Below are 24,017 nucleotides of genomic sequence, written 5' to 3'. Positions count from 1 at the left end.
GGCGGTGGTTGACTGCCGCCATGACGTTCCTCGGATCCGTTCGTCTCGCCGTCGTGGCCCTGCTCTGCACGGTCACGCTCGGCCTGGCTCCTGCGGCTACCGCTGCGAGCTCTGAGGCCTGTTTCGACGGGACGTCCGGCAGCTTCGACGACGGCTGCACGATCGACGCCACCGACTCCGGGTTCGACGGGGGCACGGGCATCCCGTCCGGGTTCATCGTGCTGTTCGTGCTCGTCGCCCTCGGTGGCGTGGCCGCGACGATCTGGCGGGTCAGCACGGCCCGCCGGCTGGCCGAGCAGGCCGGTCTCGACCCGAACCTCGCCGGCCGGGTGGCGCTGATGGACGAGGACGGCCTCAGCGCCGCTTACGTGGCGTCGAGCCTGCGCCAGCAGCAGGGGGCAGCGCCGCCGCCGTCCGCTTCCGCGTCGGACCGGCTCGCCGAGCTCAAGGGCATGCTCGACAAGGGCCTGATCACCCAGGCCGAGCACGACGAGCGCCGCAAGGCGATCATCGACTCCGTCTGAGTCAGCCCGCCGCTGCGGTGTGCGGCGCCGGCTCGAGAGCCTCGCGCTGCCGGGGCACCGTTGCGAACGTCGCCGAGCCCAGCCAGCCCAGGCCGAACGACCGCTGCGCGGCCAGGTCGAGAGCGTTCAGCAGGTCACCCGCGGTCGGGTAGCGGTCCTCGGGCGTCGGGGTCAGCGCCTGGTTGAGCACCGGCCGCAGCGCCGGCGGGATCGCCTCGACGGGCGGCCGATCGCTGCGCGACCCGGCGCGCAGGGTGCGGCTCAGCAGGCGAGCGAGCAGTCCCGCGGCGGAGTAGACGTCGCTGGCCGGGGTCAGCACCTGGCCGAGCCGGCTCTCCGGGCTGGTGAAGCGTGACGTCGACGGGATACCGGTGGTGCCCATCGGCCCGGACAGCCCGAAGTCGAAGAGCCGCGGCAGCCCGGTCGGCGTGATCACGATGGTGGCCGGGCAGACGTCGCCGTGCACGATGCCGAGGTGGTGGGCATGGGTCAGACCGTGCAGGACGCCGGCCATCGTCGCCACCGCTTGCTGGGTGTTCATGGTTCCGGCCGGGAGCTGGTCGAGCAGCACGCCGTCGACCCACTCCTGGACCAGCCAGAGCGCGTCCGGGGTGTAGACGAGCCGGTCGACGTCGACCAGGTTCGGGTGCGGGGAGCCGGCAAGCACCTCGACCGAGGAGCGCAGCCGCGACCCGGCTCCGGGTGAGGCGGCGTGGATCTGCTTGAGGGCGACGGTGCGTCCGACCACGAGATCGGTGGCGCGGTAGAGCGCACCCGTGGGTGGGTCGAGAACCTTGCCGTGGATCTCGAAGCCAGGAACCTCGACCATGCAACCTCCGGGACGAACTACCCGAGAGCTGAAACCGAGACGTCAGGACACTAGTGCCCGGGTCAGCCGAATGGGCAGTCCGGTCTAGCCAAGAGGGACTAGGGGAGCAATGCCCGAAAAGCCATCCCGGTCAGGATCGGACGCATCGCGTCGTCGGACACGAGCGCGCTGTGCGGGGTCGAGTTGATCAGTCCGAAGGCCGCGTGCACCGTGGCCCGGCCCTGGGCCAGGGTCATCTCCGGGTGCAGCGAGCGCAGCACCTTCACCCACACGTCGACGTACTTGCGCTGGGTGTCGCGGACCTTCTCGCGGGCCTCGAGCGGCAGCGCGGACCAGTCCCGGTCCTGGACGACGATGAGCGGCTTGTGCGCCAGCGCAAAGTCGACGTGCCAGGCGATCAGGGACTCCAGGGCCGCCTTGTCGTCGCCCGCGTCGCGGACCCGCTGGCGGCCCTCGCGGAGCAGCTCCTCGCTGATCGAGACCAGCATCTCGGAGAGGATCGCCTGCTTGCCGCGGAAGTGCTTGTAGAGCGCGGGGCCGGAGAACCCACAGGCCGCGCCGAGGTCGGCGATCGAGACGCCGTGGAAACCGTGCTGCGCGAACAGCGCTGCCGCGGTCTCGAGGATCTGCTCGCGGCGTGTGGTCACCGGTGCATTCTAGGGTGTGTGGACCTGCCCGTGGCGCAGACCCTAGTATTGGTTAACGATCATTAACCTCGACGTGAGGAAGCCAGTGGCCTCGGAGATGAAGGAGCTCGTCGCGCAGCTGCGTGAACGGCTCGCGGTGGTGCGCCAGGGTGGTTCGGAGAGCGCGCGCCGCAAGCACACCGACCGCGGGAAGCTGCTGGCCCGCGACCGGATCGACGCGCTGCTCGACCCGGGCAGCCCGTTCCTCGAGCTGAGCCCGCTGGCGGCGTACGGGATGTACGGCGAGGAACACGCGGTCCCCAGCGCGAGCATCGTCACGGGTGTCGGCCGGATCAACGGACGGCTCTGCATGGTGGTGGCCAACGACGCCACGGTGAAGGGCGGCACCTACTACCCGATCACGGTCAAGAAGCACCTGCGGGCCCAGGAGGTCGCTGCCGCGAACCGACTGCCCTGCGTCTACCTGGTCGACTCCGGCGGCGCGTTCTTGCCGATGCAGGACGACGTGTTCCCCGACAAGGAGCACTTCGGCCGGATCTTCTTCAACCAGGCGAACATGTCCGGGCAGGGCATCCCGCAGATCGCCGCGGTGATGGGCTCGTGCACGGCCGGCGGCGCCTACGTCCCGGCGATGTCCGACGAGACCGTGATCGTGAAGGACCAGGGCACGATCTTCCTGGGCGGCCCGCCGCTGGTGAAGGCGGCCACCGGCGAGGTCGTCACTGCCGAGGACCTGGGCGGCGGTGACGTGCACGCCCGCCGTTCCGGCGTCGTGGACCACCTGGCCAACGACGACGAGCACGCGCTGGCGATCATCCGGTCGGTGGTGCAGACGCTGCCCCCCTCGCCCGTCGAGCCGGTCGAGGACCCCGTCGAGGAGCCGCACCACCCGGCCGAGTCCCTGTACGACGTGGTGCCGACCGACACCCGCACCCCGTACGACGTGCGCGAGGTGATCAACCGGATCGTCGACGGCAGCCGGTTCCACGAGTTCAAGAAGCTCTACGGCGAGACCCTCGTCTGCGGCTTCGCGACGATCTGGGGACGCCGGGTCGGCATCGTGGCCAACAACGGGATCCTGTTCTCCGAGTCGGCGCTGAAGGGCGCTCACTTCATCGAGCTCTGCAACCAGCGGAAGACACCGATCGTGTTCCTGCAGAACATCTCCGGGTTCATGGTCGGCCGCGAGTACGAGAACAACGGCATCGCCCGGGACGGCGCGAAGCTGGTCACCGCCGTCGCCTGCTCGGTGGTGCCGAAGTTCACCGTCGTCATCGGCGGCTCGTTCGGGGCCGGCAACTACGGCATGTGCGGCCGCGCCTACGACCCGCGGTTCCTCTGGATGTGGCCGAACGCCCGCATCTCGGTGATGGGCGGGGAGCAGGCCGCGAGCGTGCTCGCGACCGTGCGCCGCGACGGCATCGAGAGCCGCGGCGAGGAGTGGAGCACCGTGGACGAGGAAGCGTTCAAGGACCCGATCCGCGCCCAGTACGAGGAGCAGGGCTCGGCCTACTACTCGACCGCACGCCTCTGGGACGACGGCATCATCGACCCGGCCGACACCCGCCGCGTGCTCGGGATGGGCCTGGCCATCGCCGAGCAGGCTCCGATCGCGGAGCCGCGCTACGGAATCTTCCGGATGTGATGGGCGTGCCGATCAAAACCCTCCTCATCGCCAATCGCGGCGAGATCGCGATCCGGGTGATCCGCTCGGCGCGTGCCGCCGGCATCCGCACCGTGGCGATCCACACCGACCTCGACGCAACCGCGCCGCACGTGCGCGCCGCCGACGTCGCGGTGCCCGTCGTCTCCTACCTCGACATCGCCGAGGTCGTCGCGGCTGCGGTCGCCGCCGGCGCCGACGCCATCCACCCCGGCTACGGGTTCCTCTCCGAGCGCTCCGCCTTCGCGCGTGCGGTCGAGGAAGCCGGCATCAAGCTCGTCGGGCCGTCCTCGACGGTGATGGACAAGATGGGTCGCAAGGACGCCGCGCGGGAGATCGCGGTCGCTGCCGGCGTACCGGTGGTGCCGGCGTACACGCTCGACACCCCGGCCACCGAGCTCGCCTACCCCGTCCTCGTCAAGGCGGCCGCAGGCGGCGGCGGCAAGGGCATGCGGATCGTGCGCAACGCCGACGAGTACGCCGGCGCCGTCGAGGCGGCGGCACGCGAAGCCGCGCACTCCTTCGGGGACGACACCCTGCTCATCGAGAAGTACGTCGAGTCCGGACGGCACATCGAGGTGCAGGTGATGGCCGATGCCCACGGCAACGTGCTGCACCTCTTCGAGCGCGACTGCTCCACGCAGCGCCGGCACCAGAAGGTGCTCGAGGAGGCACCTGCTCCGACGATCTCCGAGGAGATCCGGAAGGCGGTCACGTCCGCTGCGGTCGCGCTGGCCGCGGAGGTCGGCTACGAGAACGCCGGCACCGTCGAGTTCCTTCTCGACAACGCGTCGGGTGAGGCCTACTTCCTGGAGATGAACACCCGGCTCCAGGTCGAGCACCCGGTCACCGAGCTCGCCGTCACGGTGCAGGGCGAGCACCCGGACCTGGTGGCCGTCCAGCTGCGCATCGCCGCCGGCGAACCGCTCGGCTTCACCCAGGACGACGTCGCCCTGGCCGGTCATGCGATCGAGGCCAGGGTCTACGCCGAGGACAGCTTCGGTGGCTTCCTGCCCCAGGCCGGCACCACCAGCATCGTGCGCTGGGCCGAGCACGCCCGTGTCGACCAGGCGCTGGAGCCGGGCCAGGTCGTCTCCACCGCCTACGACCCGATGCTCGGCAAGGTCATCGCGCGCGGTCCCGACCGGGAGTCCGCACGCCGGGCCCTGGTCGCCGCGCTGGACGAGACGGCCATCCTCGGCCTGACCACCAACGTCGGTTTCCTGCGCGCGCTCGCGGCCTCGGACGAGTTCCGAGACGCGACCATCGACACCGCCTGGCTCGACCACCACGAGGTCCCCGCCCCTGACGCGGACGTGGCGCGGATCGGCGTCGCCTGGGTGATGGCGCTCCTGGCGCCGTCGAACCCGAGCGACCCGTTCAGCGCGGACGGCTGGCGCTCGGCCGGCGCCGCATCCCCCTTCCTCGCCCGGCTCGACCGCACCGTCGCGGTGGACAGGGTCGCAGGCACCGCGGACGGTCGTCGCGTGGTCGAGCTGTCGGCGGAGAACCACGTCCTCGAGCTCGAGGTCGACGGGGTGCGTCACCGGATCACCGCCAACGTGCAGCGAGGAGTGCTCGAGGCGGTTCACCAGGGACAGCGCTTCGTCTTCGAGCGCCCCGACCCGTTCGCCGAGCACGGTCCGGCCGAAGGCGACGGGTCCCTGCTCTCGCCGATGCCCGGCACCGTCCTGGCGGTCGACGTCACCGTCGGCGACCAGGTCGAGGAGGGCCAGCGGCTCGGCGTGATCGAGGCGATGAAGATGGAGCTCGTCCTCAAGGCGCCGTTCGCCGGGACGGTCAGCCAGGTCGGTGCCGCGACCGGTGACCAGGTGCAGCTCAAACAGCTGCTGTTCTCCGTGGAGGCGCTTGATGGTTGAGCCTGTCGGAACCGACGTCACCATCTACGAGGTCGGCCCTCGTGACGGCCTGCAGAACGAGAAGGGTCTGGTCCCGGTCGAGGCCAAGGCCGAGTTCATCAGCCGCCTCCTCGGCGCGGGCCTGCCGATCGTGGAGGCGACGTCGTTCGTGCACCCGACGTGGGTGCCGCAGCTGGCCGACGCCGCCGAGCTGATGAACCTGCTTGGGGAGGACGGCCGACACCTCCCGGTGCTCGTCCCGAACGAGCGAGGCCTGGACCGGGCGCTGGAGCTCGGCCTGGAGCACATCGCGATCTTCGGCAGCGCCACCGAGACCTTCGCGCAGCGCAACCTGAACCGCAGCCTGGACGAGCAGTTCGCGATGTTCGAGCCGACCGTCGTCCGGGCGCGCGAGGCCGGGATGGACGTGCGCGCCTACGTGAGCATGTGCTGGGGCGACCCGTGGGAGAGCGCGGTCCCGGTCGACCAGGTCGTCTCGGTCGGCAAGCGGCTCTACGACCTCGGCGCGAGCCAGCTCTCCCTGGGCGACACCATCGGTGTCGGGACCGCCGGGGCGGTGGGCACGCTGCTCGACGCCTTCAACGAGGCCGGCCTGGCCGATGACGTGCTGGCCGTGCACTTCCACGACACCTACGGGCAGGCGCTGGCCAACGCGTACGCCGCGTACCAGCACGGCGTGCGCACCTTCGACGCCAGCGCGGGTGGCCTCGGCGGCTGCCCGTACGCCGAGAGCGCGACCGGCAACCTGGCCACCGAGGACCTGGTCTGGATGTTCCGCGGACTGGGCGTCGAGACCGGCGTCGACCTCGGACAGCTGGTGGAGACCAGCCTCTGGATGGCCGAGGTCCTCGGGAAGCCGAGCGTCAGCCGCGTGGTGCAGGCACTCGGATAGCGGTCACTTCCGCCGCTTGCGCTCGGCTTTCGGCAGGAACTCGCGGTCCACGTACCGTCCGATCTTCCAGGTCACGTAGCCGTCGGTTCCCGCCCCGACGACACCGCCGACGACCGGGACCCGGCGTCCGACGGTGGTGGCCAGGCGCTTGCCGGCGGCTCGGGTGATCAGCTCGGCGGCGACCTCGTTCGCGATCAGCAGGTCCAGCGACGCGTCGTGCACCTTCGCCGCCGCGAGCTCCATCGGCGTGCCCGGGAGGTCGCGCGCCTTGACCATCTTGAGGATGCGCTCCTCGCCGAGCAGGCTCGCCAGGATCGCGTCCCGGGTGCGCGGGTCGTTCAGGTCGTAGCCGCGCAGGTGCACGATGCCGGCGACCATCCGGCACTGGATCAGCGCCAGGCCGGTGATGTTCGTCGGCACGGTGAAGGCCATCGTGACCAGGCCGCCGAGGTTCGTCGCGAAGCCCTGCACACCGGCGTACCGGACGTGGTTCTCGATGACGTCGTGGATGCCGCGCTCCACGTCGCCCCCGTTCTGGGCGAGCTGCTTGTCGGCGGCCGACGCGGCGCTCGGCAACGGGCCGACTCCGGAGATGGCCTTGGCCAGCGCCTGGTGCACGAACGCGGCGGACAGGTTCGGCGCGATCTCCGGGACCTTCGGGGCCAGGGCGGCCCCGATGCGCTTGGCGTAGCTCATGCGAAGAGCCTAGACAGGGTTGGATGGACCCATGCCCGTCGACCCCGGTCCCTCGCCGTGGCGGTTGCCGGTGCCCGGACCGGAGGTCGGTGACCTCGTCGCCCTCGGTGCGGACCTCGAGCCGGCGACGGTGCTCGCGGCCTACCGGGCCGGGCTGTTCCCGATGCCGGTGGACGGTGAGCTGGGCTGGTGGTCACCGGTGCACCGCGGGGTGCTGCCGCTGGACGGGCTCCGGGTGAGCCGGTCGTTGGCCAAGTCGGTGCGCCGGTACGAGGTCCGGGTGGACACGGCCTTCGAGCGGGTGGTCGCGGCCTGTGCCGAACCGCGGCGCGACGGCGCCTGGATCGACGCACGCATCTCCGCGGCCTACGCCCGGCTGCACGCGATGGGCTGGGCACACTCCGTGGAGACCTGGTACGACGGCGAGCTGGTCGGCGGCCTCTACGGTCTGGCGATCAACGGGCTCTTCGCCGGGGAGTCGATGTTCTCCCACGCCCGGGACGCCTCGAAGGTCGCGCTGGTCCACCTGGTCGACCTGCTCCGCGACGAGCATGCTGATCAGCGGGTGCTCGACACCCAGTGGCAGACCGAGCACCTGGCCAGCCTCGGTGTGGTCGAGATCGACCGGGACGAGTACTTCCGCCGCCTGGGCGGTGCGCTCGCGCTGCCGCTGCCGGGGTTCGCTCGCTAGACGACGACCCCGTCGCCGCTGTCGCCGACCAGCGCGCGCCCGGCCGCGGCCCACTCCAGCACGCCGCCGTCGAGGTTGACCGCCTCGTACCCGGACTGGACGAGGTACTGGGTGACCTGCGCCGAACGGCCACCGACCTTGCACACCACCAGCACCTGCTGGTCGTTCGGGACCTCGGCGATGCGCTCGACGAACTGCGACATCGGGATGTGCACCGAGCCGTCGATGCGACCGTGCGCCCACTCGACCGGCTCGCGGACGTCCACGACGAACAGCCCGTCGGGCAGCGGGTCGGGGACCTGGGCGACGGAGACCGTGGGGATGCCGTTCATGACCAAAGTCTATCGAGTCACTTGAGAAGCTTGGACAGCCGGCGGTCCGCCAGCGGCTTCCCGCCGGTCTGGCAGGTCGCGCAGTACTGCAGGCTGCGGTCGGCGAAGGACACCGACCGGACCACGTCCCCGCAGACCGGGCACTTCTCGCCCTCGCGCCCGTGCACGCGCATGTTCGACTTCTTCTCGCCCTTGAGCTCGCTGGCCGCGAGACCGTCCGCGCGGGAGAGCGCGGCCCCGAGCTCCTCGCGGATCGTGGTGTGCAGCAGCTCGAGCTCGAACTCGGTCAGGCTGCTGGCCGGCTTGAACGGCGACATCTTCGCGGCGTGCAGGATCTCGTCGGAGTAGGCGTTGCCGATGCCGGCGATGTTGCTCTGCATCCGCAGCACGCCCTTGATCTGGGCCTTGCCGGAGCGCTGCAGGATCTCGCCGAGTACCTCGACGGTGAAGTCGTCGGCGAGCGGGTCGGGCCCGAGGCGGGCGATGCCCTCCACGTCGTTGGGGTCGCGGACGACGTACAGGGCCAGGCTCTTGCGGGTGCCGGCCTCGGTGATGTCCAGTCCGCTGCCGTCGTCGAGCACGATCCGGGCGGCCAGGGGCGACTTGCTGTTCGGCTTGGCCGGCAGCGTGGGCACCTCGTCCTTCCAGCGCACCCAGCCGGCCAGGGCCAGGTGCAGCACCAGGTAGGTGCCGCCCACGTCGAAGACCAGGAACTTGCCCCGCCGGCTGACGCCGTCCACCATCGCCCCCGACAGGGCGGTGACCGGCGGGTCGTAGGTCTTCAGGCAGCTGAAGTTCGCGATGTCGACCCGGACGATCGCACGTCCGTCGAGCCGGCCGGACAGGTCGCGGGCCAGCGCCTCAACCTCGGGCAGCTCGGGCATGGACCTACGGTACGGGTCAGCAGATGTGCAGCAGGTGCTGCAGCCGGTTGCAGGGCTTCGTCGGCGTGGCCGTCGGAGTCGGCGTCGGGGTCGGCTCGGAGGTCGTCGGCTGCGAGGTCGGGGTCGGCGTCGAGGGGTTGCTCCGGGTCGGCGTGGACGCCGGCTTGGTCGCTGCCTTGGTCGGGGTCGACGCCGTGGTCGCCTTGCTGGTGGCTGCCTTGGTCGGCGCCAGCGGTGCGTCGACGGTCGTGAAGCCCGACGGGCTCTCGGTCGCCGGGTCCTCGACGTCGTCGGACGGCGTCGCGTCCCCGGAGGGTGCGGCCTGGGTCGTCGTGTCGGTCCCGGCCGCGGTCGGCGCGGTGGTGTCGTCGCCCTGGCCGACCAGGATCACCCCGACGACCGAGACCGCGGCCGCGGCGGCGATGCCGATCGCGATCAGGCGACCCCGCCGGCTCCCCACGTGGGCGGCCGCGACGACGGCAGCAGCCTCGTCCTCGTCCTCCTCCTCGGGGACCGGCTGAGCGTCGAACAGCAGCGGCTCCTCGGGAGCCAGGTAGACCGGTTCCACGAAGTCGGTCGGCTCCTCGGCCGCGGCGCCGTCCTCGAGCTCGAACGGGGCCGCGACGGTCTCGAACGACTCCAGCGGAGCACCGACGGCGACGACCGGCGGGTTCAGCACGGCAGGTTCGATCAGGGCGCCCAGCGCGATGTTGCTGAAGGCGACCTCGTGGAACGCCTCGGTGCACCAGGCGCACGTGCTCATGTGCAGCCAGGTCTTGCGGGGAACGCCCTCGGTGGCGGAGCTGTCGGCCACCGACATCATCGCGATGTGCGCGCGCCGGCAGGCCGGGGTCTCGGCCCGGTCGGTGTGCTCGGCCAGGTAGTAGTGCTGCAGCACCGTCAGGGCGCGCACACCCTCCTCGTCGAGCTGGCCGACGGCGACGGCGGTGCGCAAGGTGTCCTGGAGCTCGGGGTCGAGCTGCGCGAACGAGCTGCTCATCATCGGCGAGACGAACACGGGCGGGTGCTCCGGGCCTCCGACCGGCGGCTCGTCGTCCTCGCCGAGCTCGCGAACGGCCTCGACGACGAACCCGTGCACGTCCTCGCGCGGACCGCGGCCGATGGCGATCGCGGAGACGGTGGCGATCAGTGCCTCGGCGGCAAGGCCCGGGACCTCGTCGGGGCTGACGTAGAGCCGCGCTGCTTCCAGGGCGGTCGGCCAGTGGCGCACCCACAGACGTGCGGCGGCCTCGAGGTCACCGAGACCGATCGCATCGGTGATCTCGGCGTCGCTGATGGCGTCGGACGCCAGGGTGATGGCCATGGGGAAGTACTCCTGAGAAGGCAACGCCGTTGATCCTAAGCGCCCGGGCCGGGGGAGGCCCAAATGGCGATACGACTCGCTAAGGATGTCTAAGGTATTCGCAATACAACCGGATACCTTCTGATCGTGGACCCGATCAGGAACCCGTACGCACCCGGCGCCGGTCAGCGCCCGCCCGAGCTCGCCGGCCGCGACGAGCAGCTCGCCGCCTTCGACATCGTCCTGGAGCGCATCGCCAAGGGCCGCCCGGAGCGCTCACTGGTGCTCACCGGCCTGCGTGGCGTCGGCAAGACCGTGCTGCTCAACGCGCTCCGCTCGGCCGCCGTACGTCGCGGTTGGGGGACCGGGAAGCTCGAGGCGCGCCCGGACCAGAGTCTGCGTCGCCCGCTCTCCAGCGCGCTGCACCAGGCGGTCCGCGAGCTCGGCCACCCCGAGTCGGACCAGGTCGACGGCGTCCTCGGGGTGATCAAGGCCTTCGCCCAGCGCGAGTCCGCGCCCGGCACCAAGCTGCGCGACGTCTGGAACCCCGGCATCGAGGTGGCGGCAGCGAAGGGGCGGGCCGACTCGGGTGACATCGAGATCGACCTGGTCGAGCTGCTCACCGACGTCGGCGGCCTGGCGGCGGACGTCGGCAAGGGGATCGCGGTGTTCATCGACGAGATGCAGGACCTCGGCCCGGACGACGTCTCGGCCTTGTGCGCCGCCTGCCACGAGATCAGCCAGTCGGGCCTGCCGGTCATCGTCGTCGGCGCCGGACTCCCGCACCTGCCGGCGGTGCTCTCGGCGAGCAAGTCCTACTCCGAGCGACTGTTCCGCTACCAGCGCATCGACCGGCTGTCCCGGGAGTGGGCCGACCAGGCGCTGACCGCCCCGGCTCTGGAGGAGGACGCCGCCTACGAAGCGGCCGCGCTGGACGCGCTCTACCTGGCCACCGGCGGCTACCCGTACTTCATCCAGGCCTACGGCAAGGTGGTCTGGGACGTGGCGCCGAGCTCGCCGGTCACCGCCGCCGACGTCGCGGTCGCAGCCCCCGAGGCCGAGGCCGAGCTGGCGGTCGGGTTCTTCGGCAGCCGCTACGAGCGGGCGACGCCGGGAGAGCGGGAGTACCTGCGCGCGATGGCCGACGCCGCGGTCGAGCTGCACGACGACGACGTTGACGACGTGGGCTCCGTGCCGACCGCCGACGTCGCCGCGGTCCTCGGCAAGAAGCCGCAGTCGCTGTCGCCCGCGCGTGATGCGCTGTTGAAGAAGGGCCTGATCTACTCCGGCGAGCGGGGTCGGATTGCGTTCACCGTGCCGCACTTCGGTCGGTACCTGCGTGAGCGAGGGTGACTGCCGGTCCGCGTCACCGGGAATCGCGTCCAGGTTTCCGAGCGCGTGCTCTCGGGGTCCATCTGACAGGTAGTTTGGTCACATGCCCAGAACCATGACGGTCCGGCCCGCCGTGGCTCGCGGCCTCCTCAAGCTCACGCGCTGGAAGCTGTCCGGGACCGTGCCGGAGAGCGGGATCCTGGTGGGCGCTCCGCACACCTCCCGGTGGGACTGGGTCGTGATGCTGATGATCGCGTGGGCGAACGGCAAGCGGCCCGAGGTGCTGATCAAGCACACGTACTTCCAGGGTCCGCTGGGCCCGGTGCTCCGTGCGACCGGCGGGATCCCGCTCAACCGCGAGGACCCGGGTGCCACGATCCGCGCGCTGCTCGCACGCGCCGAAGCCCACGAGTCGTTCCTGCTCGCGATCGCCCCGGAGGGCATCCGCGGCAAGGGCGAGTACTGGAAGCCAGGCTTCTACCGGATCGCCCAGCAGACCGGCCTCCCGATCGGCCTCGGCTTCGTCGACGGGCCGACGCGCACCCTGGGCATGGGGCCGACCTTCCACCCCGGCGACGACGTCGTGGCGGACATGGACTTCGTCCGCGCCTTCTACGCCGACAAGCGCGGGATCATCCCGTCGAGCCGGACCGAGCCCCGGCTGCGCGAGGAAGAAACCGGGCTGCCGGAGTGAGGTTCGCGGGGCCGAGCCCTGTCCGCTTTCCGACGATTCGTGCAAGGCTGGTCCGATGATCGCGCGGGAGGGTCTGGAGGCGGCGCTCGCAGACGTCGTCGACCCGGTCCTGCACTCAGCGGGCTTCGACGGATCGCCGCCGATCTGGCGTCGCCGGAACGACGCCGGCGACTGGGTGGTCGTCGACGCCGAGATCTCCGGCGACGACCAGGTCCAGTGCGTGGTGCACCTCGCCGTGGTCCCGGCGCCGTGGTGGGAGTTCATGGGGGTCTGGCTCGGGATGCCACCGACCGAGGTCCACGAGTCGCTCGGGCTCTACCGCGACCGGTTGACGCCCGAAGGATGGGCGCTGGACCGGGCCGAGGACGCCGAGCAGGTCGCGGCTGAGATCGCCGGCCTGCTGAAGGACGAGGGCCTGCCGCTGCTGGACCGCCTGCAGGACCGTCGCGCCATGGTCGCGACCGTTCGGGCCGGCGACCTCGGAATGCTCAAGCACGCGCAGTACCCGGGCCTCTTCGTGTTCGCCGAGGCGGTGCTGATCTCCGAGGACGGCCCGAGCGACCGCCTCGAGGAGCTCCTCGAGGCGGCGAAGGCGCAGGTCGCGCCGGAGCGTGCCGAGGCGCTCGCGCGCTACTCGCTGTGGATCCACGAGCGGTCGAAGTTCCACGGCGACGACTGACCTCCCGGCGCCTGGTTTCCCCTACGCTGTGAGCCATGGTGAGCCGTTGGCTCGCTCGGGGGCTGGTGCACAGACGTGGGGTCGGCGTGGTTTCGTCCGCCGTCCTCCTCGTGCTGCTGGTCGGTTGCGGCGGCCAGTCGGACTCTGCCGGCCCGCGGTTCGCCCGCGACGGTGACCCGGCTCTGGCTCGCGCCTTGTCGTTCCACTACGACCGGATCGGGAAGTACGGCCAGATGGACCAGGTGCTGACGATCTCCAGCAGTGCGACGGTGCCGATGACGATCACCGCCCGGCTGACCGCCCTCGACAGCGACGGAAAGGTGCTGCCGGGGGTCACGGTCGCCGGCGTCTACGGGACCGAGGTCGGTGACCAGGTGCTGATGCCGGGCGACAACCTGGACGTGCTGACGCTGACGGGCACGGGCGCGGCGAAGGTCCGAGGCGTGGAGGTCAGCAAGCTCCGCGCCGCCCGCGCCCAGGGGGTGGGCGTCGCGCGCGTGCCCGTTTCGGCGCGGGTGGTCAACGCCGCCGGGTTCGACATCGCGACCCGCTTCGCGGGCAACGGCATCCAGGTCGAGAACACCAACACCGTCGGCCTCGACGTCCAGGTCGTTGCGATCATCTGGAGCCGCCCGGGCAAGGGTGAGTCGCAGCAGGCGCTCCAGGTCCTCCGCATCGGCGGCCCGACCCGGGTGCCCGGCTCGGAGTCGGTGGCGGTCCGACCGTCCGCGACGGTGGCCGAGGCGATCGAGCGGTACGGGCCGACGAACGCCGAGTCGATCCGCGCCTACGTGACGCCCTGACTCACCAGGGACTGGGCTTGTAGTCCTTCACGAAGCAGCCGTAGAGGTCCTCGCCGGCCTCGCCGAGCACGATCGGGTCGTAGACCCGGGCGGCGCCGTCGACCAGGTCCAGCGGGGCGTGCCAGCCCTCGGCGGCGATGCGGAGCTTCTCGTGGTGCGGCCGCTCGTCGGTGATCCAGCCGGTGTCGACGGCGGTCATCAGGATCTTGTCGGTCTCGAACATCTCGCCGGCGCTCGTCCGGGTCATCATGTTCAGCGCCGCCTTGGCCATGTTGGTGTGCGGGTGGCCGGCGCCCTTGTAGCGGCGGCCTCCGAACTGGCCCTCCATCGCCGAGACGTTGACGATGTACGCGCGCCGGGCACCGTTCTGGACAGCGGCCCGGAGCGCCGGCCGCAGCCGGCTGTTGATGAGGAACGGGGCGATCGAGTTGCAGAACTGCACCTCGAGGAGCTCCAGCGGGTCGACCTCGTCGAGCACCTGGGTCCACGAGTTGTTGTCCTGGATGTCGGGGATCAGGCCGCCGGCGTCGATCGCCGTCCCGGCCAGGTGCGCGTCCAACGAGGCACCCCCGGCCTTGAGGGCGAGAGCGGTCAGCGACGCCGCGTTGTGCGCGGCCAGGGCGTGTTCCTCGGTCTCGCCGTCGTGGTGCGCGACCGCGGTCGAGGACAGCGCTCCCGCGATCGCCGCCGGGTGCGCTTCGGAGATGCGGTCGAACGTGACCATCTCGGGGAGTTCCGGCAGGTCCGGCAACGGCGCGAGCTCGCCGTCGATGAGGTGCGCGTAGGCGCCGGGCAGTCGACGTACGGTCTGGCAGGCGTTGTTGATGATGATGTCGAGCGGACCGTCGGCGGCGACGTCGTCGGTCAGCGAGATCACCTGGGTCGGGTCGCGCAGGTCGATGCCGACGATCTTCAGCCGGTGCAGCCAGTCGGCGCTGTCCTCCATCGCGGCGAAGCGTCGTACGGCGTCCTTGGGGAAGCGCGTCGTGATCGTGGTGTGCGCGCCGTCGCGCAGCAGCCGCAGCGCGATGTACATCCCGATCTTGGCGCGCCCGCCGGTGAGCAGCGCGCGCTTCCCGGTGAGGTCGGTGCGCTGGTCGCGCTTGGAGTGGCTGAACGCCGCGCAGCTGGGGCAGAGCCAGTGGTAGAACGCGTCGACCAGGGTGAAGTCCTGCTTGCAGATGTAGCAGCCGCGGGCGGTGATCAGCTCGCCGGCGAAGGCGCCCTTCGCGGTCGAGACCAGGGGGATGCCGGCCGTCTCGTCGTCGATGCGCAGCGCGCTGCCGGTGGCGGTCTTCTCGATGATGTCCTGGTCGTGCTTGATCCGGATCGACCGGATCTCGGCCCGCCGCGACTTCTTGATCATCTTGTACATGTAGGACGCGGCCCGCTTCACCGTGCGGACGTCCTCGTGGTCCGGGTGCAGCCGCTGCAGCTCCGACAGGACGCGGAGGGTCGTCTCCAGGTCGGCCGGGTCGATCCGACCGAGCGGCTCGTCGACCGGGCCGTTCGTCCCGCCTGCGTCAGTCACCGGCGAATCGTACGTTGCTTCGCGATAATGAGTCCCATGGGTGAGGGGAGGCCACAGGTGGTGGCCCACCGCGGGTCCAGCGCGACCAACGCGGAGCACACTCTCGGGGCGTACGTCGCTGCCCTTGACGAGGGGGCCGAGGCTCTCGAGTGCGACGTCCGACTTACCGCCGACGGGCACCTGGTCTGCGTCCACGACCGCGACCTGGTCCGGGTCGCGCAGAAGCGGGCCCTGGTCTCCTCGATGGAGCTCTCCGAGCTCGAGCAGCTCGACGTGGCCAGCTGGAAGCACCCCTGGGCCGACCTCGACGACGAGGCCCCCGAACGCGATCCCGAGCTCGGCAAGGTGCTCACGCTGCGCCGGCTGCTGGAGACCGCGCGGGACTACCCGCGACCGGTCGAGCTGGCCATCGAGACCAAGCACCCCACCCGGTACGCCGGGCTGGTGGAGCGGCGGCTGGTCGACCTGCTCGACGAGTTCGGCTGGGCCGGCCCGGACGCACCGGTCCGGGTGATGAGCTTCTCCTGGATCGCGCTGCGCCGGGTGCGCCGCCTCGCGCCGGACCTGCGCCTGGTCTTCCTGATGGACGGTCCGACCGACTGGGCCCGGGTGCGACCGTTCGCGGAGCCCGACTGGATCGCAGGACCGGGCATCAAGCTGCTGCGCAAGCACCCCGACCTGATCCGCAAGATCCGCGCGAACGGGACCGAGCTGCACGTCTGGACGGTCAACAAGGAGTCCGACGTCGACCTGTGCCGCGAGCTGGGGGTCTCGGCGGTGATCACGGACAAGCCGGGCCAGACGCTGCACTACCTCGAGGGCTGAGGTTTCGGCTCACCGGCCTCAGGGAAATCTTCAGGCACACCACCACCGGAGGAATGCCTTGAGCTCCTTCCTTGCAGCCCCTCTGCAGGGTCCCGTCGCACTGAACCTTCCGTTCACCGGCCAGAGCGCCGGCACTGTCCGACGTGCCCTGACGAGCTGGCTCCAGCACCAGCAGGCCTCCGAGGCGAGTCTGAATGACGCCCGGCTGGTCGCGACCGAGCTGGTCAGCAACGCGGTGCGGCACGCAGCTCCTCTGGCGAACGACTCCATGCTGGTCCGCTGGCACCGCGAGCACGACGACCTCGTGCTGAGCGTCTGCGACGGCGGCGGCTCGAGCGACCCGGTCCTGGTGGTCGCGAACGCCCAGGCCGAGCGCGGACGCGGTCTGGCCATCGTCGATGCGCTGAGCCAGCGCTGGTGGGTCCAGCGCAGCCACGGAGTGCACACCGTGCACGTCCGGCTGCCCCTCTTCTGACGGCCGCCGCACCGAGGCGACCGGGGCTGTCCTAACCTTCCCGGCATGGGTAAGAAGTCGCGCACCAAGGGCCGTTCCGAAGCCAGCACTCCCGGCGAGGTCGGACCTCGTCAGCCGTGCCCGTGCGGTTCGGGTCGCCAGTACAAGTCGTGCCACGGCAGCAAGTCCGGACCGCCGCCGGTGTTCTCCGCGCGGCCGTTCGCGGGGCTCGACGGCGAGACCGACCTGATCGCCCTGCGTGAGTTCGTCCCGTCCGCCAGCGCGCCCCTGAAGCTCAAGAGCTCGGACCGCACCGTGACCCTGTGCACGCTGCTGCCCGGAGCGGTTCCCGCGCTGGTCCGCGACAACGGCCACATCTTCCTGGCGCTCCAGGTCCAGCACGGCTTCGGTGACCCCAGCCGCGATCTCGGTGCGGTGCTCACCGCCGCCCTGGACGCCGAGCCCGGCTCGGTCGTCGGCCTCACCGATGACCCCGGAGAGGGCCCGAAGCTGCAGGACCTGGTCCACGGTGGTCTGGACGTTTCCGTGCACGAGGGATTCGACTACTGGCTCACCGATCTGGACGACGCGGACGGCTCGATGGCCGCCCTGCTGGAGCAGGCGGACCAGGCTGTTTCGCCGACGGTGCGGCTCGACGGCGTCGACGCGGCGTACTGGACGGCGATGGGTGAGCGGGAGTTCCTGCGCTGGGTCCGCCCGGAGGACGAGGACCAGCTCCTGGATGCGCTCGCACGCCTGCACGCCGCGGGGGAGGACCACCTCGTCGAGGGCGGGAAGCTGATCGGGATGTTCCGGGCACACGGTGTCCTGGTCCCCGTCTGGGACCTGCCGCGCGGCACCGGAGCGGACGCGCTGGTGGCCCCGGTGGCCGCCTTCGCGGAGAAGCTGACGGCCACGCTGGGCGACGCGCGGCCGCTGGAGACCGAGGAGCGCTCGGTCCGCTCCGGGCTGGCCAGCCGCCAGGTCACGATCCGGTGACGGAGGACTGACTTTCCCATTCGTTAGCGCAAATCGATTACGTGTTCTAGAGTCTGATTTGCCCGGTCGGTGTTGCATCCCCCGTCAACATCGGCCGGGTCTTTCATTTCCCGGTCCGGAACGGTCCGGAGGCTAGTCCCGGGCGATCGGGCAGCTCATGCACCGCGGCCCTCCGCGACCCGATCCGAGCTCGGACCCGGCGATCGCGACCACCTCGATCCCGGCCGCCTCCAGGCGCGAGTTGGTCTCCACGTTCCGCTCGTAGGCGACGGCCAGACGCGGAGCCAGGGCCAGGGTGTTGTTGCCGTCGTCCCACTGCTCGCGCTCGGCGGTGACGGCGTCGAGACCGGTGTCGATCTGGTGCAGGGTATCGATCTGCATCGCCTTCGCAGCGGCCACCAGGAAAGGCTCGGCGGGTGCGACGGCCAGGTCGCCGTCGCGCTGGGTGACCGCGTAGGCACGGAGCTGGTCGGCGACGTTCGGGTACATCACGATCTTGTCGACGTCGACCATCGTGCAGACGGTGTCGAGGTGCATCGTGGCGCGTTCCTGCGTGATCGGCACGGCCAGGACGGTCTCGGCCAGGCCGGCCTCGAACACCTGCCGGGACAGGCGTTCCGCACCGGCGGGGGTGGTGCGCTCGCCGACGCCGACGGCGATGACACCCGGAGCGAGCAGCAGGACGTCGCCGCCCTCGACGTGCTCGCGGTGCGCTCCGTGGATCCGCTCGACCCCGGCGAAGCGCGGGTGCATCGAGTAGATGAGGTCGGTCAGCTGGGTCTCGCGCTCGCGGGCCGGCATGGCCAGCGAGGTGATCGCGACGCGGTCCCGGATCCAGACGCTGGAGTCCCGGGTGAAGAGCAGATTGGGAAGCGGGTCGATGACGAAGTCGTCGTGCGCCAGCAGCGAGGTCACCAGACCGAAACCGCCTCGGACCTCGTCGTTGCGCAGGCCTGCGGTGAGCACCAGCGCCAGGCTGTCGGCGTCCAGATCGCCCAGCACGTGGCGCAGGTAGTCGCGCAGGGTGTCGCCCAGGTGCAGCTTGCCGAGGACGTCGGAGACCGCCCGTTCCCGAGCCTCGGGGTCGGCAAGGGTCTGTACCAGCAGCTCGGTCAGGTAGACCACCTCGACGCCGCGGTCGGTCAGGGCTGCCGCGAACGCGTCGTGCTCGTCCTGGGCCCGGCTGACCCACGGGATGCCGTCGAAGAGGAGCTTGTCGTTGTTGCGCGGGGTCAGCCGCTTCAGCTCCGGCCCCGGACGGTGCAGCATCACCGTCCGCAGGCGACCGACCTCGCTGCTCGCTCCCAGACCCATGCCGCGAGCCTAAGCCTTAGGAGGCCGGCGGCATCGGCGCGTGCTCGCACGTGCGGGTCTCGATGTCGCAGCGCAGCACGTGGTAGGCCGTCTCCTCCTCGCCGACCGTGAGGAGCAGGTGGGTGTCGTCCTCCCACGCCACGATCTGCAGGTGCGCCTCGCTGGCCGGCATCGTGATGAGCACCCGGGTCTCGGGCTTGCGGGGCTGCTGGAACCCGACCGTGGTCCATTCCACGGCGTTCCTCGCGGCCGTCGGCGCGATCTGGTCCGTCAGCCAGGCGCTCCAGGTCCCGGCAGGGTTGCTGACCAGGGTGTCGTAGGCGTCGCGCGGGAACCCGGGGAGGGTGTTGTCGCTGAACTCGGGGAGGTTGACGTCCCGGGGCTGTCCACCCGGCTTCCACGCGTGTCCGCCGACGATTCCTCCGTAGGACACGGTGCCGTCGTCGGTGACCCCCACCAGCGACTCGTGGCCCTCGTTGTCGAGGTCGAGCGCCAGGGCAGGGACCTCCAGCCGACCCAGCTCGGTCAGCCCGGTCGAGCTCAGCCGGGCGACGACGATGAACCCTGTTCCGGTGGCCGGCTCACCCCAGGCGACCGTGCGGTGGTCGGGGGAGATCTCGGGCTCGCCGTTGGTGAACAGCGTGGGCAGCGTCGCGACCTCGCGGCCGCCGAGGAACAACGTCACCGGGTTCCCGTCCGCATCCGAGTGCGCGACGGTGACGTCCCCGAACCGGGTCGGGTTGTCGACCCAGTCCGTGCCGTCCTCGACGACCCCGTCGACGTGCAGGTGCCCGATCTCGTCGACGTAGGCGGCCAACGGTGCGCCGGTCGGCAGGCCGGTCGGCTGCGGATTCGGGACCGGGGGTGCGGCCTTCGGGTTGCCCAGGTGCGCCCCGAGAAGGATGACCCCGAGGACGACCGCGGCCGCCAGGACGACGCTCGCACCGGAGCGGATCGCCCGACGCGCCCGGTCCTGTCGCGCGCGGCCGACCAGCATCGCAACGTCGGGCGGGGGCGGCGGCAGCACCGCGCCGCCGACCTCGCGGAGCTCCGCGGTGATGATCTCTTCGACGTTCATGAGGAGGCTCCTTCCTCGGCAGCCATCCGGGCGCGGAGGGAACTCAGGGCGAGGCTTGCATTCGACTTGACCGTTCCCGGCGAGCAGCCGAGCGCCTCCGCGATCTGGGCCTCGGACAGGTCCTCGTAGTAGCGGAGCACGATCACGGCGCGCTGCTTGGGCGGAAGCGAGGTGATGTGCGGCCAGAGCTGCAGTCGCAGGTCGTCCACGGCATCGGCGGCCTGCGCCTCGGGGACCACGTCGACCAGCCGTTCGCGGCTGACACGCAACGGGCGCTTCGAGCTGACGAAGGTGTTGGTCATGATCCGTCGGACGTAGGCGTCGGGGGACGCAGCCGCCGCGACCTTGATCCAGGACTGGTACGCCTTGACCAGGGTCGTCTGCGCGAGGTCCTCGGCGTCGGCGTGCGAGCCGGTCAGCAGGTACGCGGTGCGGTAGAGCGTCGTCCAACGCGCGGCGACGTAGTCCTCGTACGCCGGGGTCGCGGTGTCTGCCAGGGTGGTTGACCTGAGTCCCATCGGAGCCCCCTTTCTACTGCATCTGACGCAGCGGGGGACCGGTTCGGTTGGGTCAGCTCGCCAGCTCGTAGAGGGTGAGTGCCTCGAGCACCAGGCAGACGGCCGCGCCCACGTAGAACACCACCGAGAGCTTCACGTGGCGCAGCAGGAAACGGCCGGCGACGACAGCCAGCCCGGAGACGGCCAGCAGTGCGGCCCAGGCGCCGATGAACACGCTGACCGGGTGCCCGTACTTGCCGACCAGGCTGATCGTCAGCAGCTGGGAGAGGTCGCCCCACTCGGCGGCGAACAGCACCAGGAACGAGGCGCCGATCGCTGCCAGGCCGGTCTTCGAGGTGGTCGCCTTGGCCGCGAACTCCGCCTCGGTCTCGGCCTCCTCCTGGTCGGCCTTCGGAGCCTCGCGGATGAGCAGCACCGCCCCGATCAGGAAGATCACCGCCGCGACGATCTTCACGACCTCGTCGGGCAGGAACGTCACCGCGTGGCCCACCGTCACGGCGATCAGGGTCTGCACCAGGAACGCCAGACCGACGCCGATCCAGACGAACAGCCCTCGGTAGCGGGTCGAGAGCACCAGCGCGGCGATGAACGTCTTGTCGGGCAGTTCGACCACGAAGATCGCGGCGAAGGTGAGCGCGATGACGGAGACGTCCATCCCGAAAACCTACCCAGTCGTCGGGGCGACCTGACCGCGGGCCAGCGCTGCTGTGGCGGAGAGCACGTCCTTGATCGGCCGGCCGAGCTTCCGCGCTGCAGCCGCGACGTCCTCGTACTCCGGCTGGACGTTGACCAGCTCGCCGTCGAGGTAGGCGAGCTTGACCGCGACCCGGTGCCCGTCGAGCTCCACCTCGGTGAAGGAGCGGTCCAGCGCGTGCTTGGCGAAGGTGTGCTCGCGGACCCCGATCGTCGAGGTCTGCCGGAAGATCTCGCGGCGTACGGCGGCGGCGACCTCGGCCCCCGCCAGCACCGACAGCGTGTGCGCCGGGCGACCCTTCTTCATGAGGATCGGGGTCAGCCAGGCGTCCGAGGCGCCGGCCTCGAGCAGGGCGGTGAGGACGTCCGGCCACAGCCGCGGGTCGAGGTCGTCGACGTTCGCCTCGATCACCAGTGCGCTGCCGCCGTCTGAGCCCTCGCCTGAGCTGGTTGAGCCTGTCGAAACCCCCACGCTCAGCCGCAGCACGTTCGCGTGCCCGACCGGATCGGCACCACCGGCGCCGACCCCGGTCGCGGACACCGTCATCGGCGGCTGCACGCCCCACTGCGTGACTACTGAGGCGAGGATCGCGGCGCCGGTCGGCGTGGTCAGCTCGCGCTCCAGCGGCCCGCCGTACGTCGGGGCGTCCTTGAGCAGCTCGACCACGGCAGGTGCCGGTACGCCGACCCGGCCGTGGCCGATCTCGACGGTGCCGCCGCCGAGGGCGACCGGCGAGCAGCCGATCTGTGCGAGCCCGAGGTGCACGATGCCCGCCGCAGCGCCGACCACGTCGGCGATCGAGTCGAGCGACCCGACTTCGTGGAAGTGCACGTTCTCGACCCCGGTGCCGTGCACCAGCGCCTCGGCCCAGGCCAGTCGGCCGAAGATCTCCAGGGCGAGTGTCCGCACCGGCGCATCCAGGTCGGCGGTACCGATGAGCTCCTGGATCGCGGCCCAGGTCCTCTCGGTCTCCGAGTCGCCGACCTCGACGTGGCACTGCGAGGCCGCGAAACCGTTCCGGGTCACTGCCTCGGCGTGCAGCGTGATCGGCTCCGGGGCGACGGCGGCGACGGCGCCGGCGATCACCTCGTGGGGCACACCCGCGTCGAGCAGTGCACCGAGCACCATGTCCCCGCTCGCGCCGGAGGAGGCGTCGAACCAGCCGACGTTCGTCATCACCGCTCCCGGGCGTTCCGGGCCACCCGGGCCGCGAACACGCCAGCCCCGTAGCCGTTGTCGATGTTGACCACGGTGACGCCCGGTGCGCAGGAGTTGAGCATCCCGAGCAGAGCAGCCAGCCCACCGAAGGAGGCTCCGTAGCCGACGCTCGTCGGCACCGCGACCAGCGGGATCCCGACCAGGCCGCCGACGACGCTGGGCAGCGCGCCCTCCATCCCGGCGACCACGATCAGGCAGTCGGCGTCGGCGAAGCGCTCACGGGCCTCGAGCAGGCGGTGGATCCCGGCGACCCCGACGTCGTCGATGCGGACCGCTTCCGATCCGTGTACCCGAACCGTGAGGGCAGCCTCGGCGGCGACGGGCGCATCGCTGGTCCCGGCCGCGATGATCGCGACGGTCCCGCGGGCGGTCGGCATCGGACCGAGGGTGGCCGCGCGCGCCACCCGGTCGAGGGTGGCGTCCGGGAGCTCGGCGGCGAGCAGGTCGAGGGCCGCGGCGTCCAGCCGCGTGGCCAGCACCGCCCGTTCCGGATGCCGCTCGTGCAGCGTGCGGAGGATGTCCACGACCTGCTCGGCGGTCTTGCCGGCCCCGTAGACGACCTCCGGGTCCCCGGTACGCCGGGCGCGGTCGATGTCGACCCGCGCGTACCCGAGGTCCGCGGTCCGCTCGTCGCCGGTGTGCTCCGCCATGGCGCCAACCTAACCGGTTCACCGGTTGTTGGTTGTTCCTGTCGGTGGACGGGAGTAGGACTGAGGGGTCCGCTACCGCCGGGGTCGAGCACAGAGAAGAGAGCAGCATGCCCAAGTTCGAGAAGTACCAGCAGGCCACGCCCAGCTACATCGAGCTCACCACTCCTGACCCCGAGGCCGGCGCAGCGTTCTACGCGGCCCTGTTCGGCTGGGACATCGACGCGATGGAGATGCCGCCGGAGGCCGGCGGGACCTACCGCCAGGCCAAGATCGAGGGTGACGTCGTCGCCGGGATCAGCGGCCAGATGCCCGGCATGGAGGGTCACCCGGCCTTCTGGGGTGTCTACCTGACCGTCGACGACGTCGACGGCGCTTCCGCCAAGGTCGAGGGTGCCGGTGGCAAGGTCGAGGCCGGGCCGTTCGACGTGATGGACGTCGGCCGGATGGCGGCGATCCAGGACCCGACCGGTGCCCGGGTGAACCTGTGGCAGCCGGGGACCTCGATCGGAAACGAGCGTGCGAACGAGCCGGGCTCGCTGATCTGGAACGAGCTCGTCACCCCGGACATCCCGAAGGCGCTCGCCTTCTACGCCGAGGTGGTCGGGCTGGGCAGCCAGGCCAGCGAGCAGATGCCGGACTACGTGAGCATCACCAACGTCGCCGGCGAGGTGGTCGGAGGCACGATGCTCCCGCAGATGGAGGGCATCCCGCCGCATTGGAACCTCTACCTCGCGGTCGAGGACGCCGACGCCACCGCCGGTCGGATCGCCGAGCTCGGGGGGCAGACGATCGCGCCGAACTTCGACGTCCCCGGTGTCGGCCGGATGGGCGTCTACGCCGACCCGCAGGGCGGCATGTTCAACCTGTTCCAGGCCCCGGCGGAGTAG

Annotated in this window: 26 protein-coding genes; 13 read left to right on the top strand and 13 right to left on the bottom strand. The window is 70.9% G+C overall.

Going from position 1 to position 24,017, the window contains the following annotated elements:
* The first annotated feature begins 20 nt into the window (after positions 1 to 20).
* Positions 21 to 524, top strand: a complete 504-nt coding sequence (locus EFL95_RS03650) for an SHOCT domain-containing protein (protein ID WP_123232641.1) — start codon at positions 21 to 23, stop codon at positions 522 to 524.
* Position 525: 1 nt separating this feature from the next.
* Here EFL95_RS03650 and EFL95_RS03645 read toward each other — a convergent pair whose 3' ends face one another.
* Positions 526 to 1,353, bottom strand: a complete 828-nt coding sequence (locus tag EFL95_RS03645; protein ID WP_123232640.1) for a serine/threonine-protein kinase — start codon at positions 1,351 to 1,353, stop codon at positions 526 to 528.
* A gap of 98 nt (positions 1,354 to 1,451) precedes the next feature.
* Complete coding sequence (locus tag EFL95_RS03640; RefSeq protein WP_123232639.1) at positions 1,452 to 2,000, bottom strand: SACE_7040 family transcriptional regulator; 549 nt, start codon at positions 1,998 to 2,000, stop codon at positions 1,452 to 1,454.
* Between the two features lie 73 nt (positions 2,001 to 2,073).
* Here EFL95_RS03640 and EFL95_RS03635 point away from each other — a divergent pair, with 73 nt between their 5' ends.
* From EFL95_RS03635 to EFL95_RS03625, 3 genes are read left to right on the top strand one after another with little or no spacing between them, the layout of a single operon-like run.
* The gene (locus EFL95_RS03635; protein ID WP_281272185.1) at positions 2,074 to 3,645 is read left to right on the top strand and encodes a carboxyl transferase domain-containing protein; all 1,572 of its coding nucleotides are present in this window, start codon (positions 2,074 to 2,076) and stop codon (positions 3,643 to 3,645) included.
* 5 nt (positions 3,646 to 3,650) lie between these two features.
* Positions 3,651 to 5,543: an acetyl/propionyl/methylcrotonyl-CoA carboxylase subunit alpha gene (locus EFL95_RS03630; protein WP_246004782.1), complete on the top strand. Its 1,893-nt coding sequence runs from the start codon at positions 3,651 to 3,653 to the stop codon at positions 5,541 to 5,543.
* Positions 5,536 to 6,435 (top strand): hydroxymethylglutaryl-CoA lyase, encoded by a 900-nt coding sequence (locus EFL95_RS03625; RefSeq protein WP_123232637.1) that lies wholly within the window; start codon positions 5,536 to 5,538, stop codon positions 6,433 to 6,435. Before EFL95_RS03630 ends, EFL95_RS03625 begins: the two co-directional genes overlap by 8 nt.
* 3 nt (positions 6,436 to 6,438) lie before the next feature.
* Here EFL95_RS03625 and EFL95_RS03620 read toward each other — a convergent pair whose 3' ends face one another.
* Positions 6,439 to 7,131 (bottom strand): EcsC family protein, encoded by a 693-nt coding sequence (locus tag EFL95_RS03620; protein WP_123232636.1) that lies wholly within the window; start codon positions 7,129 to 7,131, stop codon positions 6,439 to 6,441.
* A gap of 31 nt (positions 7,132 to 7,162) precedes the next feature.
* On the opposite strand from EFL95_RS03620, the gene aat reads away from it, so the two are divergent.
* Entirely contained in the window at positions 7,163 to 7,822 is a 660-nt protein-coding gene (gene aat, locus EFL95_RS03615; protein WP_123232635.1) for a leucyl/phenylalanyl-tRNA--protein transferase, read from the top strand.
* Here aat and EFL95_RS03610 read toward each other — a convergent pair.
* The 3 genes from EFL95_RS03610 to EFL95_RS03600 are packed head-to-tail and all read right to left on the bottom strand — an operon-like array spanning position 7,819 to position 10,362.
* The gene (locus EFL95_RS03610) at positions 7,819 to 8,154 is read right to left on the bottom strand and encodes a rhodanese-like domain-containing protein (protein WP_123232634.1); all 336 of its coding nucleotides are present in this window, start codon (positions 8,152 to 8,154) and stop codon (positions 7,819 to 7,821) included. The genes aat and EFL95_RS03610 overlap by 4 nt on opposite strands.
* Before the next feature lie 17 nt (positions 8,155 to 8,171).
* A complete protein-coding gene (locus EFL95_RS03605; protein WP_123232633.1) occupies positions 8,172 to 9,038 on the bottom strand; it encodes an Fpg/Nei family DNA glycosylase in 867 nt (288 codons plus the stop codon).
* Positions 9,039 to 9,054: 16 nt separating this feature from the next.
* Entirely contained in the window at positions 9,055 to 10,362 is a 1,308-nt protein-coding gene (locus EFL95_RS03600) for a hypothetical protein (RefSeq protein WP_123232632.1), read from the bottom strand.
* Positions 10,363 to 10,488: 126 nt separating this feature from the next.
* Between EFL95_RS03600 and EFL95_RS03595 the strand changes: the two genes are divergently transcribed.
* The 4 genes from EFL95_RS03595 to EFL95_RS03580 all read left to right on the top strand — a co-directional run bounded on the left by EFL95_RS03595 (position 10,489) and on the right by EFL95_RS03580 (position 13,849).
* Positions 10,489 to 11,694: an ATP-binding protein gene (locus EFL95_RS03595; protein WP_123232631.1), complete on the top strand. Its 1,206-nt coding sequence runs from the start codon at positions 10,489 to 10,491 to the stop codon at positions 11,692 to 11,694.
* Positions 11,695 to 11,776: 82 nt separating this feature from the next.
* Positions 11,777 to 12,367, top strand: a complete 591-nt coding sequence (locus EFL95_RS03590; protein WP_221176303.1) for a 1-acyl-sn-glycerol-3-phosphate acyltransferase — start codon at positions 11,777 to 11,779, stop codon at positions 12,365 to 12,367.
* Positions 12,368 to 12,422: 55 nt separating this feature from the next.
* A complete protein-coding gene (locus EFL95_RS03585; RefSeq protein WP_123232629.1) occupies positions 12,423 to 13,046 on the top strand; it encodes a DUF4304 domain-containing protein in 624 nt (207 codons plus the stop codon).
* 86 nt (positions 13,047 to 13,132) lie between these two features.
* Positions 13,133 to 13,849 (top strand): hypothetical protein, encoded by a 717-nt coding sequence (locus EFL95_RS03580; protein WP_123232628.1) that lies wholly within the window; start codon positions 13,133 to 13,135, stop codon positions 13,847 to 13,849.
* A 1-nt stretch (position 13,850) separates the two neighbouring features.
* Here EFL95_RS03580 and EFL95_RS03575 read toward each other — a convergent pair whose 3' ends face one another.
* A complete protein-coding gene (locus tag EFL95_RS03575; protein ID WP_123232627.1) occupies positions 13,851 to 15,380 on the bottom strand; it encodes an SDR family NAD(P)-dependent oxidoreductase in 1,530 nt (509 codons plus the stop codon).
* Positions 15,381 to 15,416: 36 nt separating this feature from the next.
* On the opposite strand from EFL95_RS03575, the gene EFL95_RS03570 reads away from it, so the two are divergent.
* From EFL95_RS03570 to EFL95_RS03560, 3 genes are read left to right on the top strand one after another with little or no spacing between them, the layout of a single operon-like run.
* Entirely contained in the window at positions 15,417 to 16,205 is a 789-nt protein-coding gene (locus tag EFL95_RS03570) for a glycerophosphodiester phosphodiesterase family protein (protein ID WP_221176302.1), read from the top strand.
* Positions 16,206 to 16,263: 58 nt separating this feature from the next.
* Positions 16,264 to 16,680 carry an ATP-binding protein gene (locus EFL95_RS03565; RefSeq protein ID WP_123232625.1) on the top strand — a complete coding sequence of 139 codons (417 nt, stop codon included), beginning with the start codon at positions 16,264 to 16,266 and terminating at the stop codon, positions 16,678 to 16,680.
* 45 nt (positions 16,681 to 16,725) lie between these two features.
* Positions 16,726 to 17,658 carry a DUF5926 family protein gene (locus EFL95_RS03560; protein ID WP_123232624.1) on the top strand — a complete coding sequence of 311 codons (933 nt, stop codon included), beginning with the start codon at positions 16,726 to 16,728 and terminating at the stop codon, positions 17,656 to 17,658.
* A gap of 132 nt (positions 17,659 to 17,790) precedes the next feature.
* Here the strand turns inward: EFL95_RS03560 and EFL95_RS03555 are convergent, their stop codons facing one another.
* Genes EFL95_RS03555 through larB form a run of 6 tightly spaced genes read right to left on the bottom strand, consistent with a single transcriptional unit; the run spans position 17,791 to position 23,130 of the window.
* Positions 17,791 to 18,972, bottom strand: coding sequence for an arginine deiminase (locus EFL95_RS03555; protein ID WP_123232623.1), 1,182 nt, complete (start codon positions 18,970 to 18,972; stop codon positions 17,791 to 17,793).
* 16 nt (positions 18,973 to 18,988) lie between these two features.
* Positions 18,989 to 20,050, bottom strand: a complete 1,062-nt coding sequence (locus tag EFL95_RS03550; RefSeq protein WP_123232622.1) for a hypothetical protein — start codon at positions 20,048 to 20,050, stop codon at positions 18,989 to 18,991.
* On the bottom strand, positions 20,047 to 20,568 hold the full coding sequence (locus EFL95_RS03545) for a SigE family RNA polymerase sigma factor (RefSeq protein ID WP_123232621.1): 522 nt from the start codon (positions 20,566 to 20,568) through the stop codon (positions 20,047 to 20,049). Before EFL95_RS03545 ends, EFL95_RS03550 begins: the two co-directional genes overlap by 4 nt.
* 52 nt (positions 20,569 to 20,620) lie before the next feature.
* Positions 20,621 to 21,223 (bottom strand): TMEM165/GDT1 family protein, encoded by a 603-nt coding sequence (locus EFL95_RS03540; RefSeq protein ID WP_123232620.1) that lies wholly within the window; start codon positions 21,221 to 21,223, stop codon positions 20,621 to 20,623.
* A gap of 9 nt (positions 21,224 to 21,232) precedes the next feature.
* Positions 21,233 to 22,438 carry a nickel pincer cofactor biosynthesis protein LarC gene (gene larC / locus EFL95_RS03535; protein ID WP_123232619.1) on the bottom strand — a complete coding sequence of 402 codons (1,206 nt, stop codon included), beginning with the start codon at positions 22,436 to 22,438 and terminating at the stop codon, positions 21,233 to 21,235.
* A complete protein-coding gene (larB, locus tag EFL95_RS03530; protein ID WP_123232618.1) occupies positions 22,438 to 23,130 on the bottom strand; it encodes a nickel pincer cofactor biosynthesis protein LarB in 693 nt (230 codons plus the stop codon). Before larB ends, larC begins: the two co-directional genes overlap by 1 nt.
* A gap of 107 nt (positions 23,131 to 23,237) precedes the next feature.
* Here larB and EFL95_RS03525 point away from each other — a divergent pair, with 107 nt between their 5' ends.
* The gene (locus tag EFL95_RS03525) at positions 23,238 to 24,017 is read left to right on the top strand and encodes a VOC family protein (protein WP_123232617.1); all 780 of its coding nucleotides are present in this window, start codon (positions 23,238 to 23,240) and stop codon (positions 24,015 to 24,017) included.

Origin of the sequence: Nocardioides marmorisolisilvae (genome assembly GCF_003725775.1) — a bacterium.
GTDB lineage: Bacteria > Actinomycetota > Actinomycetes > Propionibacteriales > Nocardioidaceae > Marmoricola > Marmoricola marmorisolisilvae.
This window is presented reverse-complemented; position numbering and strand designations above follow the sequence as displayed.